Source organism: [Pseudopropionibacterium] massiliense (genome assembly GCF_900607225.1).
In the GTDB taxonomy this organism is placed as follows: domain Bacteria; phylum Actinomycetota; class Actinomycetes; order Propionibacteriales; family Propionibacteriaceae; genus Arachnia; species Arachnia massiliensis.
On record NZ_LR027842.1, the window covers coordinates 2967675 to 2985185 of the forward strand.

Here is a 17511-nt window from a genome sequence, read left to right on the forward strand (position 1 = left end):
TCCCGGGCCGTGTCACGGTTTCGTGGCGTGAATCCGGAAACGCCGCTGCGTGACCGTGATCCCGGTCCCCGCGGCCAGCTCCGACAGTTGTTGCGCGTGTGCGTCCACGCTGAACCCGAGTGCGTTCCACGGCACGTGGCCGAGGTAGATCACCAGGGATCATCCGCGACGAGTCTGCCCTCCAGGGCCGAGAAATCCCAGCCGGTCATCCTCGCCTCGGCGTGTGCTCGTCGCAGCGACTCCAGGAGGTCGTGATCCATGCTCCTCGTCCTTTCCGGTTCCGAGGGTTCCCGCCGGCGACCGGAACCGTGTTCAGCGGGTGGCACGGTCCACCGGTACCCGGTCGAGGTCCTCCAGGGCGATGACGTCGTCGTGGATGCCGCTCGCCTCCCGCAGGTGGGCTTCGGTGGTGGTGTACCGGGTGGAGAAGTGGGTCATGGCCAGGCGGCGGGCCCCGGCAGCAGCGGCGATGCGGGCCGTGTCCGGGGCTGTGCAGTGTCCGTGTTCGACCGCCAATTCCTGCAGGTCGCTGGTGTAGGTGGCCTCCATGACCAGCAGGTCGACGTTCTCGGCAAGTTTCTCCGCGGCCGGGCAGGGCCGGGTGTCCATGACGAACGCGAACGACCTCCTCCGTCGCGGATGCGACACCTCCTCCAGCCGGGTGACCACGCCGTCGATCTCCACCCGGCCCTCGCGGTTCAGCCGTCCGACGGCGGGTCCGGAGATGCCGCGGGCGGTCAGGGCCTCCGGGTCGAAGCTGACCCCGGGCAGGTCCTCCACCCGGTACCCGATGGTGGGGACGCGGTGGTCGAGGGAGGCCGCCGACAGGATGAGGTCCCCGGTCCGCAGCACCTCGCCGGGTTCCGGGCCCGCCTCGACGGGCAGGAACCGGATGTCGGCCTGGTCGTGGTAGATGCTGGCGCGGTGGAGTCTCTCGACGTACTCCTGCCCCTGGGCCGGGTAGACCACGGTGACCGGGTGGGGCACCTGCTCCAGGGAGATGCGCTGCAACACCCCGGGCAACCCGAGGCAGTGGTCGCCGTGGAGGTGGGTGAGGCAGATGACGTCGATGGTGCGCGCCGAGACCCCGGCCCGGGTCATCTGCCGCTGGGTGCCCTCGCCGCAGTCGAACAGGATGCCGCTGGCTCCCCACCGCAGCAGGTAGCCGTTGTGGTTCCGCGTCTTCGTGGGCACCAGGCTGGATGTTCCCAGCGCAACGAACTCGCGGTCGCTCATCTTGATCCTCCTCGTTCAGCGGTCACACCCTACGGGACCGGTTCGGCTCCCGCGGCCGGGGCTGACGGGACGATCCTGCGCGGTGGCCGCGGAACCTCTAGAACGTCGTCGTCGCGTCGCGGTTCATGAACGCGCCGTGACCGGTGGTGGTGTTCCAGCAGGTCAGGCCCGCGTTCTCGGAGGCGCACACGTAGTCCCCCTGGTAGACGACGGTTCCGTACTCCACCTGCTGGCCGGGGGTTTCCGGTTTCTGGAACAGGGGAGGTTCGCTTCTCGAGACGATCTCGGGTTCCGCCTGGTTCGCGGCGGTAGGACTCTTCATCCTCACCCACCACTTGGGGCCGAGTTCGTCGGAACCGTAGGGCTTGCTGTTCGTGTAGTTGACGATCCCGCAGCCCGCGGTCGTGTCCGAGAACTCACAGCCGATGTTCTTCGACGGGGTGATGATCACCGCATACCCCGAGTGGACGGTGGTGATCGGGGTGGCGTTCGCGGGTCGCGGCCCGCCCGCCCCCGGATAGGCACCCGGGATCGACACCGGCGAGCGTGTCCCGGACGGCGACGCACCCGCCCCGGCCGAGGGGCGGGTCGTGGGCAGGGCGATGGCCGCCGAGTCCTGGGCGTTCGGCGATTCGGGACCAGAGGTCGCGTTCTGGTCCGTGGAGGACGCGCAACCTGCCAGCAACCCTCCGACAAGCACCGACGCGAGCAGCAGACGGAAACGGCGACGGACGGAATCTGACATGGTCTCCTCCTGGTTCTCTGGCAACCCGCTGGGATGCGAACGCTCCCACCCTGCCACGAAGATTCTCCGGACAAAGATACTTCCAGGAAATTCAATGGTCATGCGCGACGGCCGGCCCCGCCCACGGGAGGGGCCACAATCGGGACGCTATGTCCTAAATCCCGCCTCCCCGGCCCGTGCGGCCGGAACTTGAGGCAAGATGTCCCTGTGAGCAACGTGACCAACCAAGCATTGACGGACAAAGCTGTGCGCACCGCGCGACGCTGGGCGCAGCGCTCCCTCGCCCACCCGGAACCTCGCGCAGCAAAGCTGCTGGCCAGCGCCCTCGACCACCCGGACGGGCTCCGTTTCACCCTCGAGTTCGTCGACGGTGTCCTGCGTCCCGAGGACCCGGCGGTGGCGGCCAAGAACCTGGGCCGCCTGGCCCGGCAGTCCGTACCCTTCCTTCCTCCTTATCTACGTGCCGGCCTCGGTCTTGGCGTCGCCCCCGCGCCCCGGGCAATGCTGCCCGCGGTGCGGCGCGCCTTCTCCCTGCTGCTGGGTGACCTCGTGGTCGACATCGGCCGCGACCTCGGGCCGGCGCTGGCCAGGTTGCGGCGGAGCGGCGCGAGCCTGAACATCAACCTCCTGGGTGAGGCCGTGCTGGGCGACGAGCACGCGTCCTCGCGTCTCAACCGCACCATCGAGCTTCTGAACCGACCCGACGTCGACTACGTCTCCATCAAGGTGTCCTCGGTGATGGGTCCCCACTCGCCGTGGGCCCACGACGCGACGGTGGAGGAGGCCGTGGTTCGTCTCGGCCCGCTGATGGAGGCCGCGAACAGATCCGGCAAGCTCGTCAACCTCGACATGGAGGAGTACCGCGACCTCCACCTCACCCTCGACGTGTTCGAGCGGTTCGCCATGAAGCTGCCGAAGCTGCGGATGGGGTTGGCGGTCCAGGCCTACCTGCGCGAGTCGCCGCTGATGATCGATCGCATCCAGAAGCTGGCGCGGCGCCGCTGCGAGGCGGGCGGCATTCCGCTGCGGGTGCGTCTGGTCAAGGGCGCCAACCTGGCGATGGAACGCACCCAGGCGGAGTTGCGCGGCTGGCCGAACCCGATCCTGCCGTCGAAGGTCGAGACCGACGCCAGCTACCTCAGCGCCCTCGACCGGCTCCTGACCCCCGAGTCCATCAAGACCCTCCATGTCGGCTCGGCCAGCCACAACATCTACAGCCTCGCCACCGCCGTCGAACTGGCGAAGGCCCGCGGCATCACCTCGGGTTTCGGCATCGAGATGCTGGCGGGCATGGCGGTGCCGTTGCAGCGGGTGATCCTCGACGAGCTGGGCGCGCTGCGGCTCTACGTTCCCGTGGTGCCGCGCAGCGAGTTCGACTCCGCGATCACCTACCTGGTGCGGCGCCTGGAGGAGAACGCAGCGCCGGAGAACTTCATGTCCGGGGCCGCCTCCCTCGGCCGTGACGCCGCCTTCCTCGACAAGGAGGAGGGACGCTACCGCGACGCCGTTGCGCTGGTCGGCTCCCCCACCCCGACCGCCTGGGCGACGCAGGAACGCAGCGAACCGACGTCAGTGTTCACCAACACCTCCGACACCGACCCCGCGCTGCTCAGCAACCAACGCTGGGCCGATTCGATCCGCGAGTCGCTGCCCGCCTCCGATCTCGGCAGCGGCACCGTGACGGAGGGCACCCTGAACTCCGCCGAGGCCCTCGACGAGGTGCTGGAGACCGCCGTCGCCGCGGGGAAACGCTGGGCCGCGACCCCGGCGGAGGAACGCGCCGCCGCGCTGCACCGGCTGGGTGTGGAGCTGGAGGCGATGCGCACCGAACTGGTCACCGTCGCCGCCGACGAGGTGGGCAAGCTCATCGACCAGGCGGACATCGAGGTTTCCGAGGCCTGCGACTTCGCCCACTACTACGCCTCCCTCGCCGGGGAGCAGGTCGAGGGCGCCGCCCACCGTCCACCCAGGGTCACCGCGGTCATTCCGCCGTGGAACTTCCCGATCGCGATTCCGCTGGGCGGGGTCGCCTCCGCGCTGGCCGCGGGGTCGGCGGTGCTGTTGAAGCCCGCCTCCCCGTCGCGTCGCTGCGCGGCGCTGCTGGCCGAGGCGTGCTGGCGGGCGGGCCTGCCACGCGACCTGGTGCAATACGTCGTCATGGGTGATCGCGCGCTCGGCGAGAAGCTGGTGCGCGACGAACGCGTCGAGCTGGTCGTGCTGACCGGGTCGGCGGAGACCGCTGAGATGTTCCGTTCCTGGCGGCCGAACCTGCCGCTGCTGGCCGAGACCTCCGGCAAGAACGCCCTGATCATCACCCCGTCGGCCGACCTGGACCTGGCGGCCGCCGACCTGGTGGCGTCCGCGTTCGGGCACGCGGGGCAGAAGTGTTCCGCCGCGTCGCTGGGCATCCTGGTCGGGTCGGTGGCGAGGTCGCGGCGTCTCCTGGACCAGATCGTCGACGCCGCATCGTCGTTGACGGTGGCGTGGCCGGAGGATCCGGCGGCCCAGATGGGTCCGCTCACCGAGGTGCCCGGCGAGAAGCTGAGGCGTGGCCTCACCGAACTGGAGCACGGGCAGACGTGGCTGCTGAAACCGCAGCGCATCGACGACCGGCTGTGGCGGCCGGGCATCCGGACCGGGGTGCGGCCGGGCAGCGCCTTCCACCAGGTGGAGTACTTCGGGCCGGTGCTCGGGTTGATGGCGGCCCGCGACCTGGCTCAGGCCGTGGAGTGGCAGAACGGAACCGAGTACGGCCTGACGGCCGGTCTGCACTCCCTCGATGCCGAGGAGATCCAGTTCTGGCTGGACCGCGTGAGGGCCGGCAACCTGTACGTGAACCGCGGGATCACCGGGGCCATCGTGCGGCGCCAGCCCTTCGGCGGGTGGAAGCGTTCCGCGGTGGGCACCGGTGGCAAGGCCGGTGGCCCGAACTACGTGGTGGGTTTCGGTTCCTGGGAGCCGAAGGACCTCGGTCCCGCCGGTGCCCTCACCGACCCGAAGCTCGTCCATCTCTTCCGGGCCGCCGCCCGGGTGCTCGACGAGCAGCAGCTCGAACAGCTCAATGTCGCCGCCACCTCGGACCAGGCGGCCTGGCGGACCCTGTTCGGGGTTTCGCACGACCCGTCGGCCCTGAGGGCGGAGATCAACGCGTTCCGGTACCGTCCCACGCCGGTGACGGTCCGGGTGGAGGTCGACGACCCGGTGCGTGTGCTGCGGGAGGCCTCGGCGGCCCTGGTCACGGGCTCCTCCGCGACCTTCTCGTTCCGCGACGCCCCGTCGGAGGAGCTGTCGGAGGTGCTGACCGGCCTCGGCCTGACCGTCGAGGTGAAGGACGACGCCCAGTTCGACCGGGACGTCCGGGGCCGGGTGCGGCACCTGGGTGAGCGGGACCTGCTGACCGCGGTGGGCGGTTCCATCGACGTCAGCGTGCACGCCGGCCCGACCCTCTACCCGGGTCGCCTGGCGCTGCTGCCCTACCTGCACGAGCAGGCGGTCTCGGTGACGAACCACCGCTTCGGGCACCCGACTCCGCTGACCGACGACCTGCGCATCTGACACCCGCGCCGATCCGTCGGCAAACAGGCTTCAGGGGTCTCCCGGTGGGTTCCGGGAGACCCCTGCCGCTTGGTCATCCCAGCGAAGCACATACAGTGATGTCAACGAGACCTTGAGGACCCGGCAAAGGGGCGACGACCATGCATGTTGCCATTCGGGTAATTCTCTCGATTTTGGTCTGCCTTTTTCTTCCGCTCCTGCTCGCTTCTCTTGTTTCCTCAGTGGCTCGCGTCGGGGTGGTGGAATTAACGCTCCTCTACATCATCGTTGTTGGATGCGTGGCCTACGGCTGGCGATACGCCAGGCGGAAGAGAGAACGCCGCCTCGCACGAGAGAAAACCGAGGCCTGATGGCGACAGGCATCGTTTACGTCACATGCCCGACGGCATGAGCATCGAACAGCACGGGGAGCGCCAGTGTCCGTGTCAAAACCACCCCTGAAGCCGGTTGAGCCGGGCCGCGACGAAGAAGCAGCCCGCCGAGTCGAAACCTCCTGCACCCGAAAGGCAGACCCGATCACACGCCCCGGCCCCGTCTCTCAGGGCAGGAGACATAGAGTTGACGACATGATCCTGATCGTCGTGAAGTTTCCCGTGAAGCCCGGACTGGCCGATGAGTTCATCGAGGCGGTGGGGCCGTTCACCTCCGCCACCCGCGCCGAGCCGGGCAACAAATGGTTCGAGTGGTCCCGCAGCGTGGAGGACCCGAACGAGTTCGTTCTCGTCGAGGCCTTCAACGATGACGCGGCCGAGGCACACGTCACCTCCGACCATTTCAAGGCTGGGCTCGAAACCATGCGCCCCTTCCTGACCGCCACCCCCAGGATCATCTCGCGCGCCGTCGACGGCGACGGCTGGGATGCCATGGGGGAGCTTCGGATCGACTGACCCCGACGCGACGACTCCGCGGGCGGCCGTTTCGCGGAACTGGTCGAAACGCGCTGGCGGGTGCGTGAAGAAACGAAAGCCGGACCGCGAGGGAATCAACACCACCGGGGTCGAGGGGTTTGCCCCGCAGTGGTTCCCATTTCCGGGGCTGTTCGCCCGGAAGTTCGCGGCCCGGCTTGCGCAGGTTCACACGAGGGGCTGGGCACCGGTCTTCGGCAGTCCCGGTTTGCTACCGGTCGAGGTTTCAGCTGCCGCGGTGCTCCTGGTCTCCTTCTTCGGGGTGGCGGACGTGGTTGCATCGGTGGGCTTGCGTTCACCGCCCCGGGACGTCCTCTTCTCACCCGAGTCGTCGGAGGAATCGGTCGAGGCGGGCGCTGCGTTGTGGGCGTTCTCCGCGTTTCCTGCACCCGGCCGGGCCGCACCCCCGGCGCTCTCGGTCAGTCCCGCAGCGAGCGGGTCGCCGTAGCCTGCGAAGTTCTGGGTGGCGTACCAGTTGCCGCTGCCCGGGCTGTAGGCGACACCAATTCCCAGGGAGTCCACGTTGGGGTCGGTCATGTTGGCGTAGTGCGGCGGGGAACCCAGCCACTGCTCGAACAGCAGTGCGCCGACGTCACCGCCGTCGCTGCGCCAGGCAACGTTCTCGGAGGCTCCCTTCCAGCCCTGCGGGTAGTGGTCGGTGAAGTTCGGGCGGTGGTCCATCGAGTTCCGGGAGGCCATCTGCTCGGACCAGTCCTGTGCGACCGCGTCCAGCTCGGCGATCCGGGTCACGGGCTTCAGCCCCAGACCGGCGCGCAGCTCGTTGACCCTGTTGAGAATGGTCCTGGCGTATTCCTCGCCCTTGCTGTTGACCTCCGCTGGGAGAACGGCGGGCCGTTGTGAATTCGCTTCGGCGTGAACAGTCAGGGCGAAGAACGAAACCACAGCGGCCAGCAGCGCCACCAGGGACAGACGAGCCATCTTCCGAACCATCTTCATCGGTTTCATCGGCAGTCCTCTCGGTTGGGGGGCAAGTACCCGTTCATCCAAGCACCTTCTTAATTTTTTTTCAGGTTACGATACGTAACTTTCGGGCAGGTTCGAGCGCAACAACCCTTGTTCATGGGCCTCAGAGACCATCCGCCCACCCTCGAAGAGCCCCAAGAAAATCTCAGGATATGGGTGCTTTGAGCACCCACGATGCTCATCTGGCCGAAAGGCTGACAGGCGAGAGGGACGATTTCCCGGGCCCGTTCCCGGATTTCGACGGGTGCGTCCTCTCGTTTCGTTCAGGAATGCGCATCCGCGCGACCGGCTTCGGCGGTCTTCACCGCCGCATCGTCCAGAGACGCCTCATGCGGTGTCGTCACGAGGTCGCGAGGACGTGTTCGTACACGTAGTCGTCGCAGATCTGGTCGCCCACCGGCATGGTCTTCACCCCGACCCTCACGAACCCGTGCTTCTCGTAGAACCGGCAGGCACGGGCGTTGCCCTGGTTGGTGTTGAGCCAGATGGATGCGGCGTGGAGGTCGGCCGTGGCAACGCGTTTTGCCTCGTCCAGCAGGGCCGCCGAGACGGTGCCGCCGTGGCTGTCGAGGCGCACGTAGCACTTGGAGAGGTAGGCGGCGGGCAGGTGGGTGACCCCGAAGGCGGGATCCGGCAGGAAGTCGTCGCCGGCCATCATGAGCAGGTAACCGTCGAGGCCTCCGTCGCTCTCGTGCACGAGGACGGCGTGCAGCGGCGCGTCCAGGTGGGAGCGGAACCGCTCGGGGCTGAGGTTCGCCTCGACGAAGGCCGCGATGTCCTCGTCGGTGATCTCGGGCGGACAGGCCATCGGGAAGGTTTCCGCGGCCAGCGCGGCCAGCGCTTCCACGTCCGATTGCCGCGCGGCACGCACCCGGGATTCACTCATGGGAACAGGCTAGCCGGGGCTCGCCGCCGGGGTTGGTGCGTCACGGGTTGAAACGGACGAACGACCTGCATCCCTGCCCGGGGAGGTCGCGGATCTCGGTGAAGCCGAGCGACTCGTAGAACGCCCGCTGCCCCGGCTCCGCGTCGGTCAGGAGCACGTGCTGGCGCACCCGCTCGAAGGGTGCGAAGGCCCGGGTGACGAGTGCCGTCGCGATTCCGCGACGCCGGCAGGAGGGGTGGACGAGGATGTCCTGCAGGTAGGCGATGGTGGCCCGGTCGGAGACGATGCGCGCCAGGCCGACCAGCTCCCCGCCCGAGCGCGCGGTGACCACGACCGCCGAGTTCTCCAGTCCGCGGATCAGCGCATCCATGTCGTCGGTGTAGGCGCCCCAGCCCACGGAGTCGTAGAGCGCCCGCGTCTCGTCGCGGGACGGGAGCCGGTCGATGTCGTAGCGCACCTCGTCGTCACACGTCACGCGCCCATTCTTCCCCACACCCACCGCCTGCACGATTGTATCGAGGGACTGTACTTTCTGTATCGCGGAGGGCGTTCCATCCGTACGGCATCGGGGCGGCCCGATGACCGGCTGAGCCGATTCGGACCGCCCCGATGTCGCGGACGTTGATCGGTGTCGTCAGGAAGCGACGAGGCCAGAGCCACCCGGGTTCTTGTAGCTGGCAAAGTTCTGGGTGCCGTACCAGGACTTGGTGGACGAGTTGTAGGCCAGGCCGATGCCCAGCGCGTTCGCGTCGGGGGCGACCATGTTGGCGTAGTGGCCCGGCGAATTCCGCCACTGCTCGAAGAGCCGGGCACCGATGTCCCCACCTCCGGAGCCGCCTCGCATGGCGACGTTCTCCGAGGCCGAGCTCCACCCTCGCGGGTAGCCGCTGGCGAACTTCGGCCGATGCGACATCGAGTTCCTCGACGCCATCTGCTGGGACCAGTCCTGGGCGATCGAGTCCAGTTGGGCGTAGCGCGTCACGGGCCTCAGCCCGAGGCTGGCGCGCAACTCGTTGACCTTGACCAGGATGGTGCGGGAGTATGCAGCACTGCTTTGCACGACGGCCGCGGGGGCACCCTGCACGGCGGTCTGAGGCGCATCCGATACGGCGGAGGCCTGGCTAACCGGAGCCGCGACGAGCGGCACGGCGGCCAGCAGGGCACCCGCGAACAAACGCGTCATCTTCATGAAGCAGTCCTCTCTTGGTTAGGGAAAATGGACTGCGGAACACTCCAGCACACGAGCGCTGGTCTCGTCAGCGCAACGACACGACGAGTCCGGAGGTTGACGAATACACCCTCGCAGGTCATTCACCGTTTGACTGGCCCTTTTACCCGGTCGACCGGCACGCCCGAAAATCCTTCGCCCCACTCGGCTCCTCGGGCGTGTCAACGAGGACGACACCCGAATGGGATCCGTCGCGGATCTAAAGCGACAAAGCTGCTTTTGTTTCCAACGTCGCGAGCGCTTCACCAGGCAGCGGGATCACGCGAATCACCATCCCGCGGCAGCCCTCAGCACCTTAACCAAAGTTAAAAACTTTGGACGAAAGTTGGATATTCCTCCGCCGAGAGATGTGCAAATCTGGTGACCTGGTGCAGTTGATTCCGCCAGATCCTTGACGAAGAACTTCATGCGCGTGAAGGTCAAGACATCACCCGCACCCGTGGGGATGCCACGAGGCTTATTCATGAACACGTCCAGACGCGCTCCGACTAGGGGTTTTCCTGGCAGACATGCCGTCCGTAAATAAGTCTCCCCATGCGTCCGGTTTCACCACCGGACATTCATCACTCATCCAGTGCCGGACGAAAACAGACAGGACAACAATCATGAACAGTGTGTCGCGCAGAGTAGTGCTTCGAGGAAGTTTGGCTTTGGGAGCCATCGCAACGGTAGGGGTAGCGGCGCCAGCAGCCCAGGCCCAGCCACCATTGACCGAGACACCTGACCAACAGCTGGATCGCATCCTCCAAGCCCTTGAATCCATGCCCCAACATCTCAAGGAGGCGGACCCGAAGACCTACCCGAACTACGAGAAGGCCATTGAACCGTACCTCAAGGGGCTCACAACCATCGCCATGCGCCCTGACGGAACTGGCGCCAGGCCGAACTTCAATTTCCTGCAATGCGTGGCGGCCTTGGCCGGATTCGTCGCTACTAGCGGCTTCGCGGCGCTGAAGATCATCGGCTGGATCAAGAAAGCACGAAAGATCTGGGGGGGCATCAAGGGGATCTACCACGCAATTGTCTCCGGAGATGCAGCTGCCAACATCGGAGCCGAGGCAGCAACACTCCTCGGGAGCCTCCTTGGAGTTCAGGGCGTCAGAAAATGGTGTTTCTCGTAAAATGAGAACATGGCGATGTGCTAGTCCAAGGAGGTAGGTAACCCAATGGCGGAGGAGAGGCGAGAACCGGCAGAGGCGGGATACGCGACGCTGGGGCAGGCCGTGATGGGGCATGTGATGATCTCCGTGGTCATCGCGCCTCTGGTCGTCGGGGTGTTGTGGCTGCTCGGCCTGATCATGCAGCCGGGGACCGACCTCGGCACCATTGTGGTGCTGGGGCTGGTGGCGACCGTGACCAGTGAGATCCTGATGGCTCTGGGTGAGCGACCTGCTGTGGTGCGGGCCCGGCATTCGACTCCCGGCGGCTGGGCCTACGCCATGTGGATCTTTGTGGTTCCGCCGCTGGTGGGTTTCGTCGTCGGGTGGTGGGATTCGCCCCACGTCGCGTTGCCGACGGCCCTCGCCGTTCTCATCGTGTTCTGGGCCGTTGGCCTGTGGTCGCAGCCGTGGAAACGGGGCGACAGCCAGGCCGAGGTGCGTGCCAAGTGGGAGGCCACGAAAAAGATGACCGCGGAAACGTTCGGAGAGGACAAACTCAGTGACGGCTGGGTGATTCCGCGGGACAAGACAGAGTGAACCTCGTTTCAGGTGATCGCGGAACAACAAGATCGACGTTCCGCGATCACCTGCATGCATGCGGAAAACTGAAGGGGCGTGGTCCGATGATGATTTCCCGGGATTCTGCGGATTAGGGTTTTGCGACGCAGGAGCGGTCAGCGGTGGAATATGTGATGATCCCTTTTCGGCTGAGTGGTGCAATTACTGCTGGGAGGTCAGGCGCCGGAGGGGTGTCCGGATGATTGACGAGGATGCGCCCGGGGGCGGCCAGGAGATTTGCAGGAATGATCGGAAGCGAGGTGGGGCCCGGGAATGCAGTCCGCTGTGGGCGAGCGTGCTCAGTCGGCTGCTGTCGTCACTGGTCGGGGTTCCGTTTCTCGTCGGCGTGCTGTACCCCCTCAGTTGGTTGCTGCACCTGGAAATCGGTTTCGGGACCGCGACACTGATCGGCCTCGCGACGGCAACGACGAGCAGCGTGCTCCTCACGCTAGCGGAGCGCCCCACGGTGGTGCGGGCCCGGAATCCGAGGCCCGGTGGCTGGGACCATGCCATCTGGATTTTCGTTCTGCCTCCCATCGTCGGGGTCGGTATCGGCGGGTGGCAGGCACCCGAACTGGCGCTGCCGTCGGGGCTGGCCGCTCTCGTCGTGTTCTGGACAGCGGCTTGTGCCGTCAAACCGTGGAGAAGGGCTCTGCGCAAGGCCGATTACCAGGCTAATTGGGAAGCGACCAGGAAATGGTTGCAGGAGACCGAGGAGAACAGCTGATCCATGATCGGATTCGGCCCCACGGCCTCTGCCGACAACCTCTTCGCCGATCAGCGTGGCACCCGACCGGGGCGGAGTTGCGAGCGACTACGGAAGCTCTTTATTTTCTCCGCCGGTCTGCTTCTCTTCGTCCCGCGTGAGGGAATTCCCGGAAGGGATGTCGTGGGCGAGCGGGGCGGGTGCGATTCAAACCGATCAGGACGCTGGGACCGAAGAATCAGGCGGCCGGGGTGGCGGCAATGCCTCGACAGCAGACGCGTCGAGGCCTGTTCACAGCCATCCTCAAGCTGCCCTGACCCAAGGGTTTCGCTTGCCGAGGTGCTGATCGACTTCCACAATCGAGAGGTTTCACGAAATACACGGGACGCCGCTTATGATCTCGTCACCAGTCCGCAATGTCCAGTTCTTGACGAACCCCGGCGAGATCATCAATGAAATCATTCTGCAGGTCAACCCAGGCCATTCGCATTGTTGCGGCCCGGGCGGCCAGCTCGCCGACAGCTTCTGCTTGTGCAGGGTTGGCGGCGATGAAGCTTCTCACGTTCTTTGCGTTACAGATCACATCAGCCGGAACGCCCTCGGCCTGGACACGCGAAAAGAGCGCTTCCGCTTCGGCGCGTTGTTCTGCCAATCGCTGACCCAGACGGGCATGAGCAGCGCTCGCCTCCAGAGCAAGCGACGACAGGCCTGTCGGAGCCGTGGCGGCCCACTCGGTCAGCGCCGCCGCCGCCTGGGTCAACCCGGTTGGGTCTCCGGGAACGAGTTGACCCGGGTCTACGGGGGTGCGCGTCACGGTGCCCGTCGGACGGAACTCCAATGATTCCTCTGTCAAGACGCCTGAGCGCGTCAGTAGTTTCACTGCGACGACGCGCGACAGTTCCCGAGAATCTGGACGTCCGGTATCCGTATGCAGCTCTGCCGTCATGAGCCCTCCTTGATTTTCTTGATCTCGGGAGGCATCGTTTCCCAGTCCCAATCCTTGACCCACTTCCCGTCCTTCTCCACCACACGTGACGCGCCAATGTCGCCGGACAGCAGCCACAACACGTCGGCATTCTCCTGCCACACCACGCCCACCGGATGCGCACTCATGAGATAGCGCTCGTCGTCGCTCCACACCACCTCACCCGCCGAGTTCTTGATCACCGGATACACATTGCGTTTCCCATCAATTTCCTCCGAGAGAAACTCCGAGGTGTATCGCCCCGACGCCGAGGTCCGCGTCTCCCCATCACGCAACACAACCGGGTTCACGGCAAACACCCCCCACAACCACACGACCAGAACAGCCACCACCCCCACGGCACCGGCCAGCAAGACCCATGTCTTCGTCCTCATCAGTATGGCCATCCCTTGCCGCTTCCGCTCACCACGTTACCCTGAGCATCGACGATCACCGTGCTGCTCCCTTCCCATCCGATATGGATGTCGTAGGGGTCAGCCTGCCCGAGCGTCAGAATTTCAGCAATGGTGCTCTTCGTGCGATCCGTGGAGTGCTGAGGATTCGGGTCGATCACGTCATTCCACCGGTAGTTCGAATTGACAGTTACTTCATACGTACCGTCCGGCAGCGGTTTGACCGATGTTGTGCCATTGTGTTGGAAACCGCCAGCCTCTTGGTTGGTGCCGTGGAGATATTGATATCCAACGATTCCTTCGCCGTTCTCCATTGCCACTTGACTCGTGGTGTCGAACGTTCCGTTCCCCTGTCCCGATTGTTGATACTGCTTAACCGCGGCCGAAGCTTGAGTGTTGTTGTAGTTCTTCATCTCCTCAGTCAGGGTCTGGTTTTCCTGCATGTAGCGGGTCCAAGCGGGATCATTGTCGATGTTCCAATCGTCACCACCGGTAAGATACCGTTCCAGAATCGCCCGCCCTGCCCAGTCGTTGTCAAAATGGCCGCTGCCCGGCTTACCTCCGCGGCGCTCGTCTTCCCTGACCCTGTCGCCGCCCCTGCCGTCAGGATCGGGGTTTTCCCATTTCCCGGGCAGAGCCCCGACAGCGCCGAGGGTCGGCTTGCCCTTGTTGGGCCATTGGCGGGTTGGGTCGGCATCGGCATGGGCCTGTGCGACCGCCTGTTCGGTGTCGCTACCGGTCTTCTCCAACTCCTCGATCACAGCCTGGAAGTCAGCGACCGCACGGTCACGCAACGCCTGTCCCGGATCCGTGAACGGCGTGATCGTGAGCGTGTAGCTACCCGGACCGTTCTGCGCCTCCCACGCCGCCTTCTTCTGAAACCCCTCAGCAACATCGCAATCGTAATCCGCCCTCGCGGTTGCACTGACCCGGTTGCCCTCCTCATAGTTTTGCTTGCACACCTGCGCCGCTTGCTGCGCAGCCTCCAACGCGGCCGCATACCCCTCCAACGCGGCAGCAGCACTCCGGAACCCACCCGCAGCACCACTCCAACGCCGCGGCTCCTCCTCAAGACGGGAACGGAAACGATCCGCAGCCCTCCCCACCCAATGCTCGGTCTCAACCCCACCCAGCGACTCATCCACCTGGTCGAAACTCTCGGAGCACGTCTTCATGGTTGCGACGCGTCCACGGATTCCCCTCGATCACGAACTCCGGCTCCCCCCGATACTGCACACCCATCACAACCCTCCCATCAACGACCCCATCGCCCCTTTCAGAGCGTTCACCTTCTTCTCCACCACAGCCTCATACGTGGCGTAATTAGCGGCGATCCTCTCAACACGCCTCGCCATCTCGTCCACATCCTCGATCATTGGCGTGGTGGCACGTTCCCACCGATCCCGGAACTCATCAACCACCCTGGCCAGGCCGTCATTCGCCAAATCCTGACCGGCAGGAACGCAACTGTTGATGCTGGTGCCCCTCGCAGGCTGGGTTGTTTCTCCGATCTGCTGCGCAGCGGCTTTCAACGTTTCGTGATCAACCTCAAAATCCTGACCAGCCATACCGCTAAACCCCTGAATCAATCTACAATGGCAACGTTGTCCGCTTCCACCCGAGAAGCCAGCGAATGAATCTCCTTCATCACCGCCGCAGCCCGCTCCATCGCCTGCACCAACGACTCGGCACGTTTCTCCACCTGCCCGGCCCTCCGCTCCTGCGCCTGACGCGACTCCGTACCAGAATCCCACGCAGCAACCTCAGAACGAACCCCTTCATCCATGCCACCGATCCCCTCACGCAACCCAGCCGCCCGCTTGGCGAAAGCATCCTCCAACGCCTGGGCGCTGGCCTCCCTGAAAATCAACCTGCCCTCTGCCACGCCTCAGCCCCCCAACCGACCAGCGATCCGGGAACTGGACGCCACAAAACTCTCCCGCTGTTCTGTTTCGGTCTGCACCACATCACGATCAACAGCCGCCAACGCATCCGCATACCCCCGCAGGCCACCAGTGAACGCCCTCAACGAATCCGCCCACCCAGATATCACATCAACCAAACCCGCCGACGCGGGACCAGCCACCTTCGATGCATGCTCCGACACAACACCCACAAGCTGCGACAGACCATCCTCGGCTTCTTCACCAGCCCGCACAACAACAGCAGCCGCACGCCGCTGAGCCCCAAGCTCCAACTGCATATGGGTGCCCACACGGCACCCCTCCCACACGCACGACCCCCAAAACCACAAAACCCTGCCACCCTCACCCTACCCGACCAAACAGATCACACCCACCCCGCCCTCAAGAGATCTTCCTCACCGCCCTCGGCGGCTTCCCCACCAACCTCCCCGACGCCGTCATCGAAGGTTGGGCCGAACACGCCCAACACCAAATCGCGGCCATCCCACCCACCGCCCACAACGAATGGCACCTCGACAACCGCGACCTCGCCAACCGCCTCCGTCAACACTTCCATGATCACAACATCCCCACCCGTGTCTACTCCCACAGCCAAACCACCGCATGAGACCAGAACCTCCATCACGGCCCCTCACCCCGGTCCGAACTCGCCTGGCCATGACGGGGCCCGTCGCCCACGCAACTGACGAGCGCCCCGGGAGGGGCCATCTCGAAGGTGGCCGGGTCGGTCTGCCAGCTCGCTCAGGTTTGACCCCGGCCTTCCCTTCTGCCCCTTCTGCTCAGTGGCCTGAACCATGAGCACTTCAGATCCCCAGTTCGCCGAGTTCTGGGAACCGGGCATCCGGTTGTTCGTCTCGGAGTGCGACCAGGTGATCCTCACCGAGCCGATACGTTCCTTCATCCTTGAGGCACGCCACGACGGGCAACGACCGGTGCTGCTCACCAAGTCATCGGCCCACATCGGGTGGTTCGTCGCCGACGAGCTCCGGAACGCGGGGGGCCGCTGGGTGGTGCAGGATCCCGAGGGCCGCGACCACGATGCCATCACCGGGCTGTCCATCTCCGGTATGGCCGACCTGTGGCAGGGCCTCTCCCCGGACCGCCCCAGGTTGTCGTCCTTCGAACGGGGAAAGGATCAGCCCGGGCTGGGAACGTTCTTCTTCGAGGTCTTCTCGCGAGAACGCACGCGCAGCAACACCCGGTGCGGCAGGGTGGCGGAACACATGGTCTCCGGGCTCGGGGGCGGGCGCCTCATCCGGTGGGACGAGTGCGAGCCCCTGGCCACACCCTGGGATCTCGCCGCCCTCACCGCATCCCTGCAACAGCAGATGCCGCTCACCCGCCGCCACCTCGCGCGGAGCGACCGGGGCGCCATGGTCAGCATCGCCGTCGCCAGGACCGACAGGGGTTTGCTGGAACACACACGCGGGCTTCTGCCAACCGGTCCCCACGGAAAGCCGGCCGGTCTTCCCGACGGGACCTCCCTCGCCATGCACCCGGCGATCACGGAGACGCTGACAAAGCTTGGGACCCGCTTCCGACCCAACATCGCGATCGTCTCCTACGGCGAGGCGGAGGAACGAGACGGTTCTCTCGGGCAGCTCGCGATTCAACGGAACGGCGAGGTGCCACTGGCCGCGCTCATCGGGCCCCCGGCCGTGCGTGATCTGCGGATCGACATGGAGGAAATCTCCCGAACCCACGACGTCACCCCCGTCGGTTTGAGGAAAGCCCCCGGTCTGCTGGTGCGTTTCAGCCGGGGAGACAACTTCTGGCACCAGATGATCGCCTTCACGCATGCCCTGGACCAGGAGAGGCTGGCCGCGGCTCTGGGCGGCACCCCGTCGATCACCCCGGGAGGAAACACCGCTGATGGCCGTTGAACTGGTTCTCCTGAGCGAGACTCCCCCGACCCTCGAGCTCCAGCAGCTGGTTCTCGGCCTCATCGTCGGCTCGGGCACGGTGACCCAGTGGAGCAATGGCGCGCTCAGCACCATGTTCTCCGAAACCGGCGCCCCGCTGCTGCGGGTGCACAACCCGAAACCGATCCAGGACGGCACCGAGGCCAGGGCCGCTCTCCACGATCCCCCGGACACCTTCACCTGGTGGACCGACCTCGTGCTCCTCGACCAGCAGGACAGAACCACCATGCGGTTGGCCGTCGCGCTGGCATCGCAATTGAACGGCGTCCTGCGAATCAGAAAATGACATCCACAAGGGAAGATTCTGTTCTCCCCCGGGATGGC

Annotated in this window: 20 protein-coding genes; 7 read left to right on the plus strand and 13 right to left on the minus strand. The window is 65.5% G+C overall.

Annotation, left to right across the window (positions count from 1 at the left end):
• Positions 1–12: 12 nt before the first annotated feature.
• The 3 genes from E0E39_RS15870 to E0E39_RS13260 all read right to left on the minus strand — a co-directional run bounded on the left by E0E39_RS15870 (position 13) and on the right by E0E39_RS13260 (position 1981).
• Entirely contained in the window at positions 13–153 is a 141-nt protein-coding gene (locus tag E0E39_RS15870) for a hypothetical protein (protein WP_165444801.1), read from the minus strand.
• Positions 154–312: 159 nt separating this feature from the next.
• Positions 313–1236, minus strand: coding sequence for a ribonuclease Z (locus E0E39_RS13255; protein ID WP_130875171.1), 924 nt, complete (start codon positions 1234–1236; stop codon positions 313–315).
• A gap of 97 nt (positions 1237–1333) precedes the next feature.
• On the minus strand, positions 1334–1981 hold the full coding sequence (locus E0E39_RS13260; protein ID WP_130875172.1) for a hypothetical protein: 648 nt from the start codon (positions 1979–1981) through the stop codon (positions 1334–1336).
• A 207-nt stretch (positions 1982–2188) separates the two neighbouring features.
• Between E0E39_RS13260 and E0E39_RS13265 the strand changes: the two genes are divergently transcribed.
• Together E0E39_RS13265 and E0E39_RS13270 are read left to right on the plus strand one after the other, a co-directional pair.
• Positions 2189–5536 (plus strand): bifunctional proline dehydrogenase/L-glutamate gamma-semialdehyde dehydrogenase, encoded by a 3348-nt coding sequence (locus E0E39_RS13265; RefSeq protein WP_207302506.1) that lies wholly within the window; start codon positions 2189–2191, stop codon positions 5534–5536.
• 566 nt (positions 5537–6102) lie between these two features.
• Positions 6103–6423 carry a putative quinol monooxygenase gene (locus tag E0E39_RS13270; protein ID WP_130875174.1) on the plus strand — a complete coding sequence of 107 codons (321 nt, stop codon included), beginning with the start codon at positions 6103–6105 and terminating at the stop codon, positions 6421–6423.
• Positions 6424–6609: 186 nt separating this feature from the next.
• Here E0E39_RS13270 and E0E39_RS13275 read toward each other — a convergent pair whose 3' ends face one another.
• The 4 genes from E0E39_RS13275 to E0E39_RS13290 all read right to left on the minus strand — a co-directional run bounded on the left by E0E39_RS13275 (position 6610) and on the right by E0E39_RS13290 (position 9500).
• Positions 6610–7407, minus strand: coding sequence for a CAP domain-containing protein (locus E0E39_RS13275; RefSeq protein WP_207302507.1), 798 nt, complete (start codon positions 7405–7407; stop codon positions 6610–6612).
• A gap of 358 nt (positions 7408–7765) precedes the next feature.
• On the minus strand, positions 7766–8311 hold the full coding sequence (locus tag E0E39_RS13280; RefSeq protein ID WP_130875175.1) for a GNAT family N-acetyltransferase: 546 nt from the start codon (positions 8309–8311) through the stop codon (positions 7766–7768).
• Positions 8312–8351: 40 nt separating this feature from the next.
• Positions 8352–8786 (minus strand): GNAT family N-acetyltransferase, encoded by a 435-nt coding sequence (locus E0E39_RS13285; protein WP_130875176.1) that lies wholly within the window; start codon positions 8784–8786, stop codon positions 8352–8354.
• Between the two features lie 159 nt (positions 8787–8945).
• A complete protein-coding gene (locus E0E39_RS13290; RefSeq protein WP_130875177.1) occupies positions 8946–9500 on the minus strand; it encodes a CAP domain-containing protein in 555 nt (184 codons plus the stop codon).
• A 644-nt stretch (positions 9501–10144) separates the two neighbouring features.
• On the opposite strand from E0E39_RS13290, the gene E0E39_RS13295 reads away from it, so the two are divergent.
• The 3 genes from E0E39_RS13295 (at position 10145) to E0E39_RS13305 (ending at position 11984) form a co-directional block, all read left to right on the plus strand.
• A complete protein-coding gene (locus E0E39_RS13295; RefSeq protein WP_130875178.1) occupies positions 10145–10660 on the plus strand; it encodes a hypothetical protein in 516 nt (171 codons plus the stop codon).
• A gap of 45 nt (positions 10661–10705) precedes the next feature.
• Positions 10706–11236 carry a hypothetical protein gene (locus E0E39_RS13300; RefSeq protein ID WP_130875179.1) on the plus strand — a complete coding sequence of 177 codons (531 nt, stop codon included), beginning with the start codon at positions 10706–10708 and terminating at the stop codon, positions 11234–11236.
• 316 nt (positions 11237–11552) lie between these two features.
• A complete protein-coding gene (locus tag E0E39_RS13305; protein WP_130875180.1) occupies positions 11553–11984 on the plus strand; it encodes a hypothetical protein in 432 nt (143 codons plus the stop codon).
• 382 nt (positions 11985–12366) lie between these two features.
• On the opposite strand, the gene E0E39_RS13310 is transcribed toward E0E39_RS13305, so the two are convergent.
• The 6 genes from E0E39_RS13310 to E0E39_RS13335 form a co-directional block, all read right to left on the minus strand.
• Positions 12367–12909: a hypothetical protein gene (locus tag E0E39_RS13310; protein WP_130875181.1), complete on the minus strand. Its 543-nt coding sequence runs from the start codon at positions 12907–12909 to the stop codon at positions 12367–12369.
• Positions 12906–13301: a hypothetical protein gene (locus tag E0E39_RS13315; RefSeq protein WP_130875182.1), complete on the minus strand. Its 396-nt coding sequence runs from the start codon at positions 13299–13301 to the stop codon at positions 12906–12908. Before E0E39_RS13315 ends, E0E39_RS13310 begins: the two co-directional genes overlap by 4 nt.
• A 20-nt stretch (positions 13302–13321) precedes the next feature.
• Positions 13322–14536 (minus strand): putative T7SS-secreted protein, encoded by a 1215-nt coding sequence (locus E0E39_RS13320; protein ID WP_342770215.1) that lies wholly within the window; start codon positions 14534–14536, stop codon positions 13322–13324.
• Positions 14537–14581: 45 nt separating this feature from the next.
• Positions 14582–14908 carry a hypothetical protein gene (locus E0E39_RS13325; protein WP_130875184.1) on the minus strand — a complete coding sequence of 109 codons (327 nt, stop codon included), beginning with the start codon at positions 14906–14908 and terminating at the stop codon, positions 14582–14584.
• A gap of 17 nt (positions 14909–14925) precedes the next feature.
• A complete protein-coding gene (locus tag E0E39_RS13330) occupies positions 14926–15225 on the minus strand; it encodes a hypothetical protein (RefSeq protein ID WP_130875185.1) in 300 nt (99 codons plus the stop codon).
• Between the two features lie 404 nt (positions 15226–15629).
• Entirely contained in the window at positions 15630–15890 is a 261-nt protein-coding gene (locus E0E39_RS13335) for a hypothetical protein (protein ID WP_130875186.1), read from the minus strand.
• A 169-nt stretch (positions 15891–16059) separates the two neighbouring features.
• On the opposite strand from E0E39_RS13335, the gene E0E39_RS13340 reads away from it, so the two are divergent.
• Both E0E39_RS13340 and E0E39_RS13345 read left to right on the plus strand, forming a co-directional pair.
• The gene (locus tag E0E39_RS13340; RefSeq protein ID WP_130875187.1) at positions 16060–17148 is read left to right on the plus strand and encodes a DUF6177 family protein; all 1089 of its coding nucleotides are present in this window, start codon (positions 16060–16062) and stop codon (positions 17146–17148) included.
• A complete protein-coding gene (locus E0E39_RS13345) occupies positions 17138–17473 on the plus strand; it encodes a hypothetical protein (RefSeq protein WP_130875188.1) in 336 nt (111 codons plus the stop codon). Before E0E39_RS13340 ends, E0E39_RS13345 begins: the two co-directional genes overlap by 11 nt.
• Positions 17474–17511: the final 38 nt, after the last annotated feature.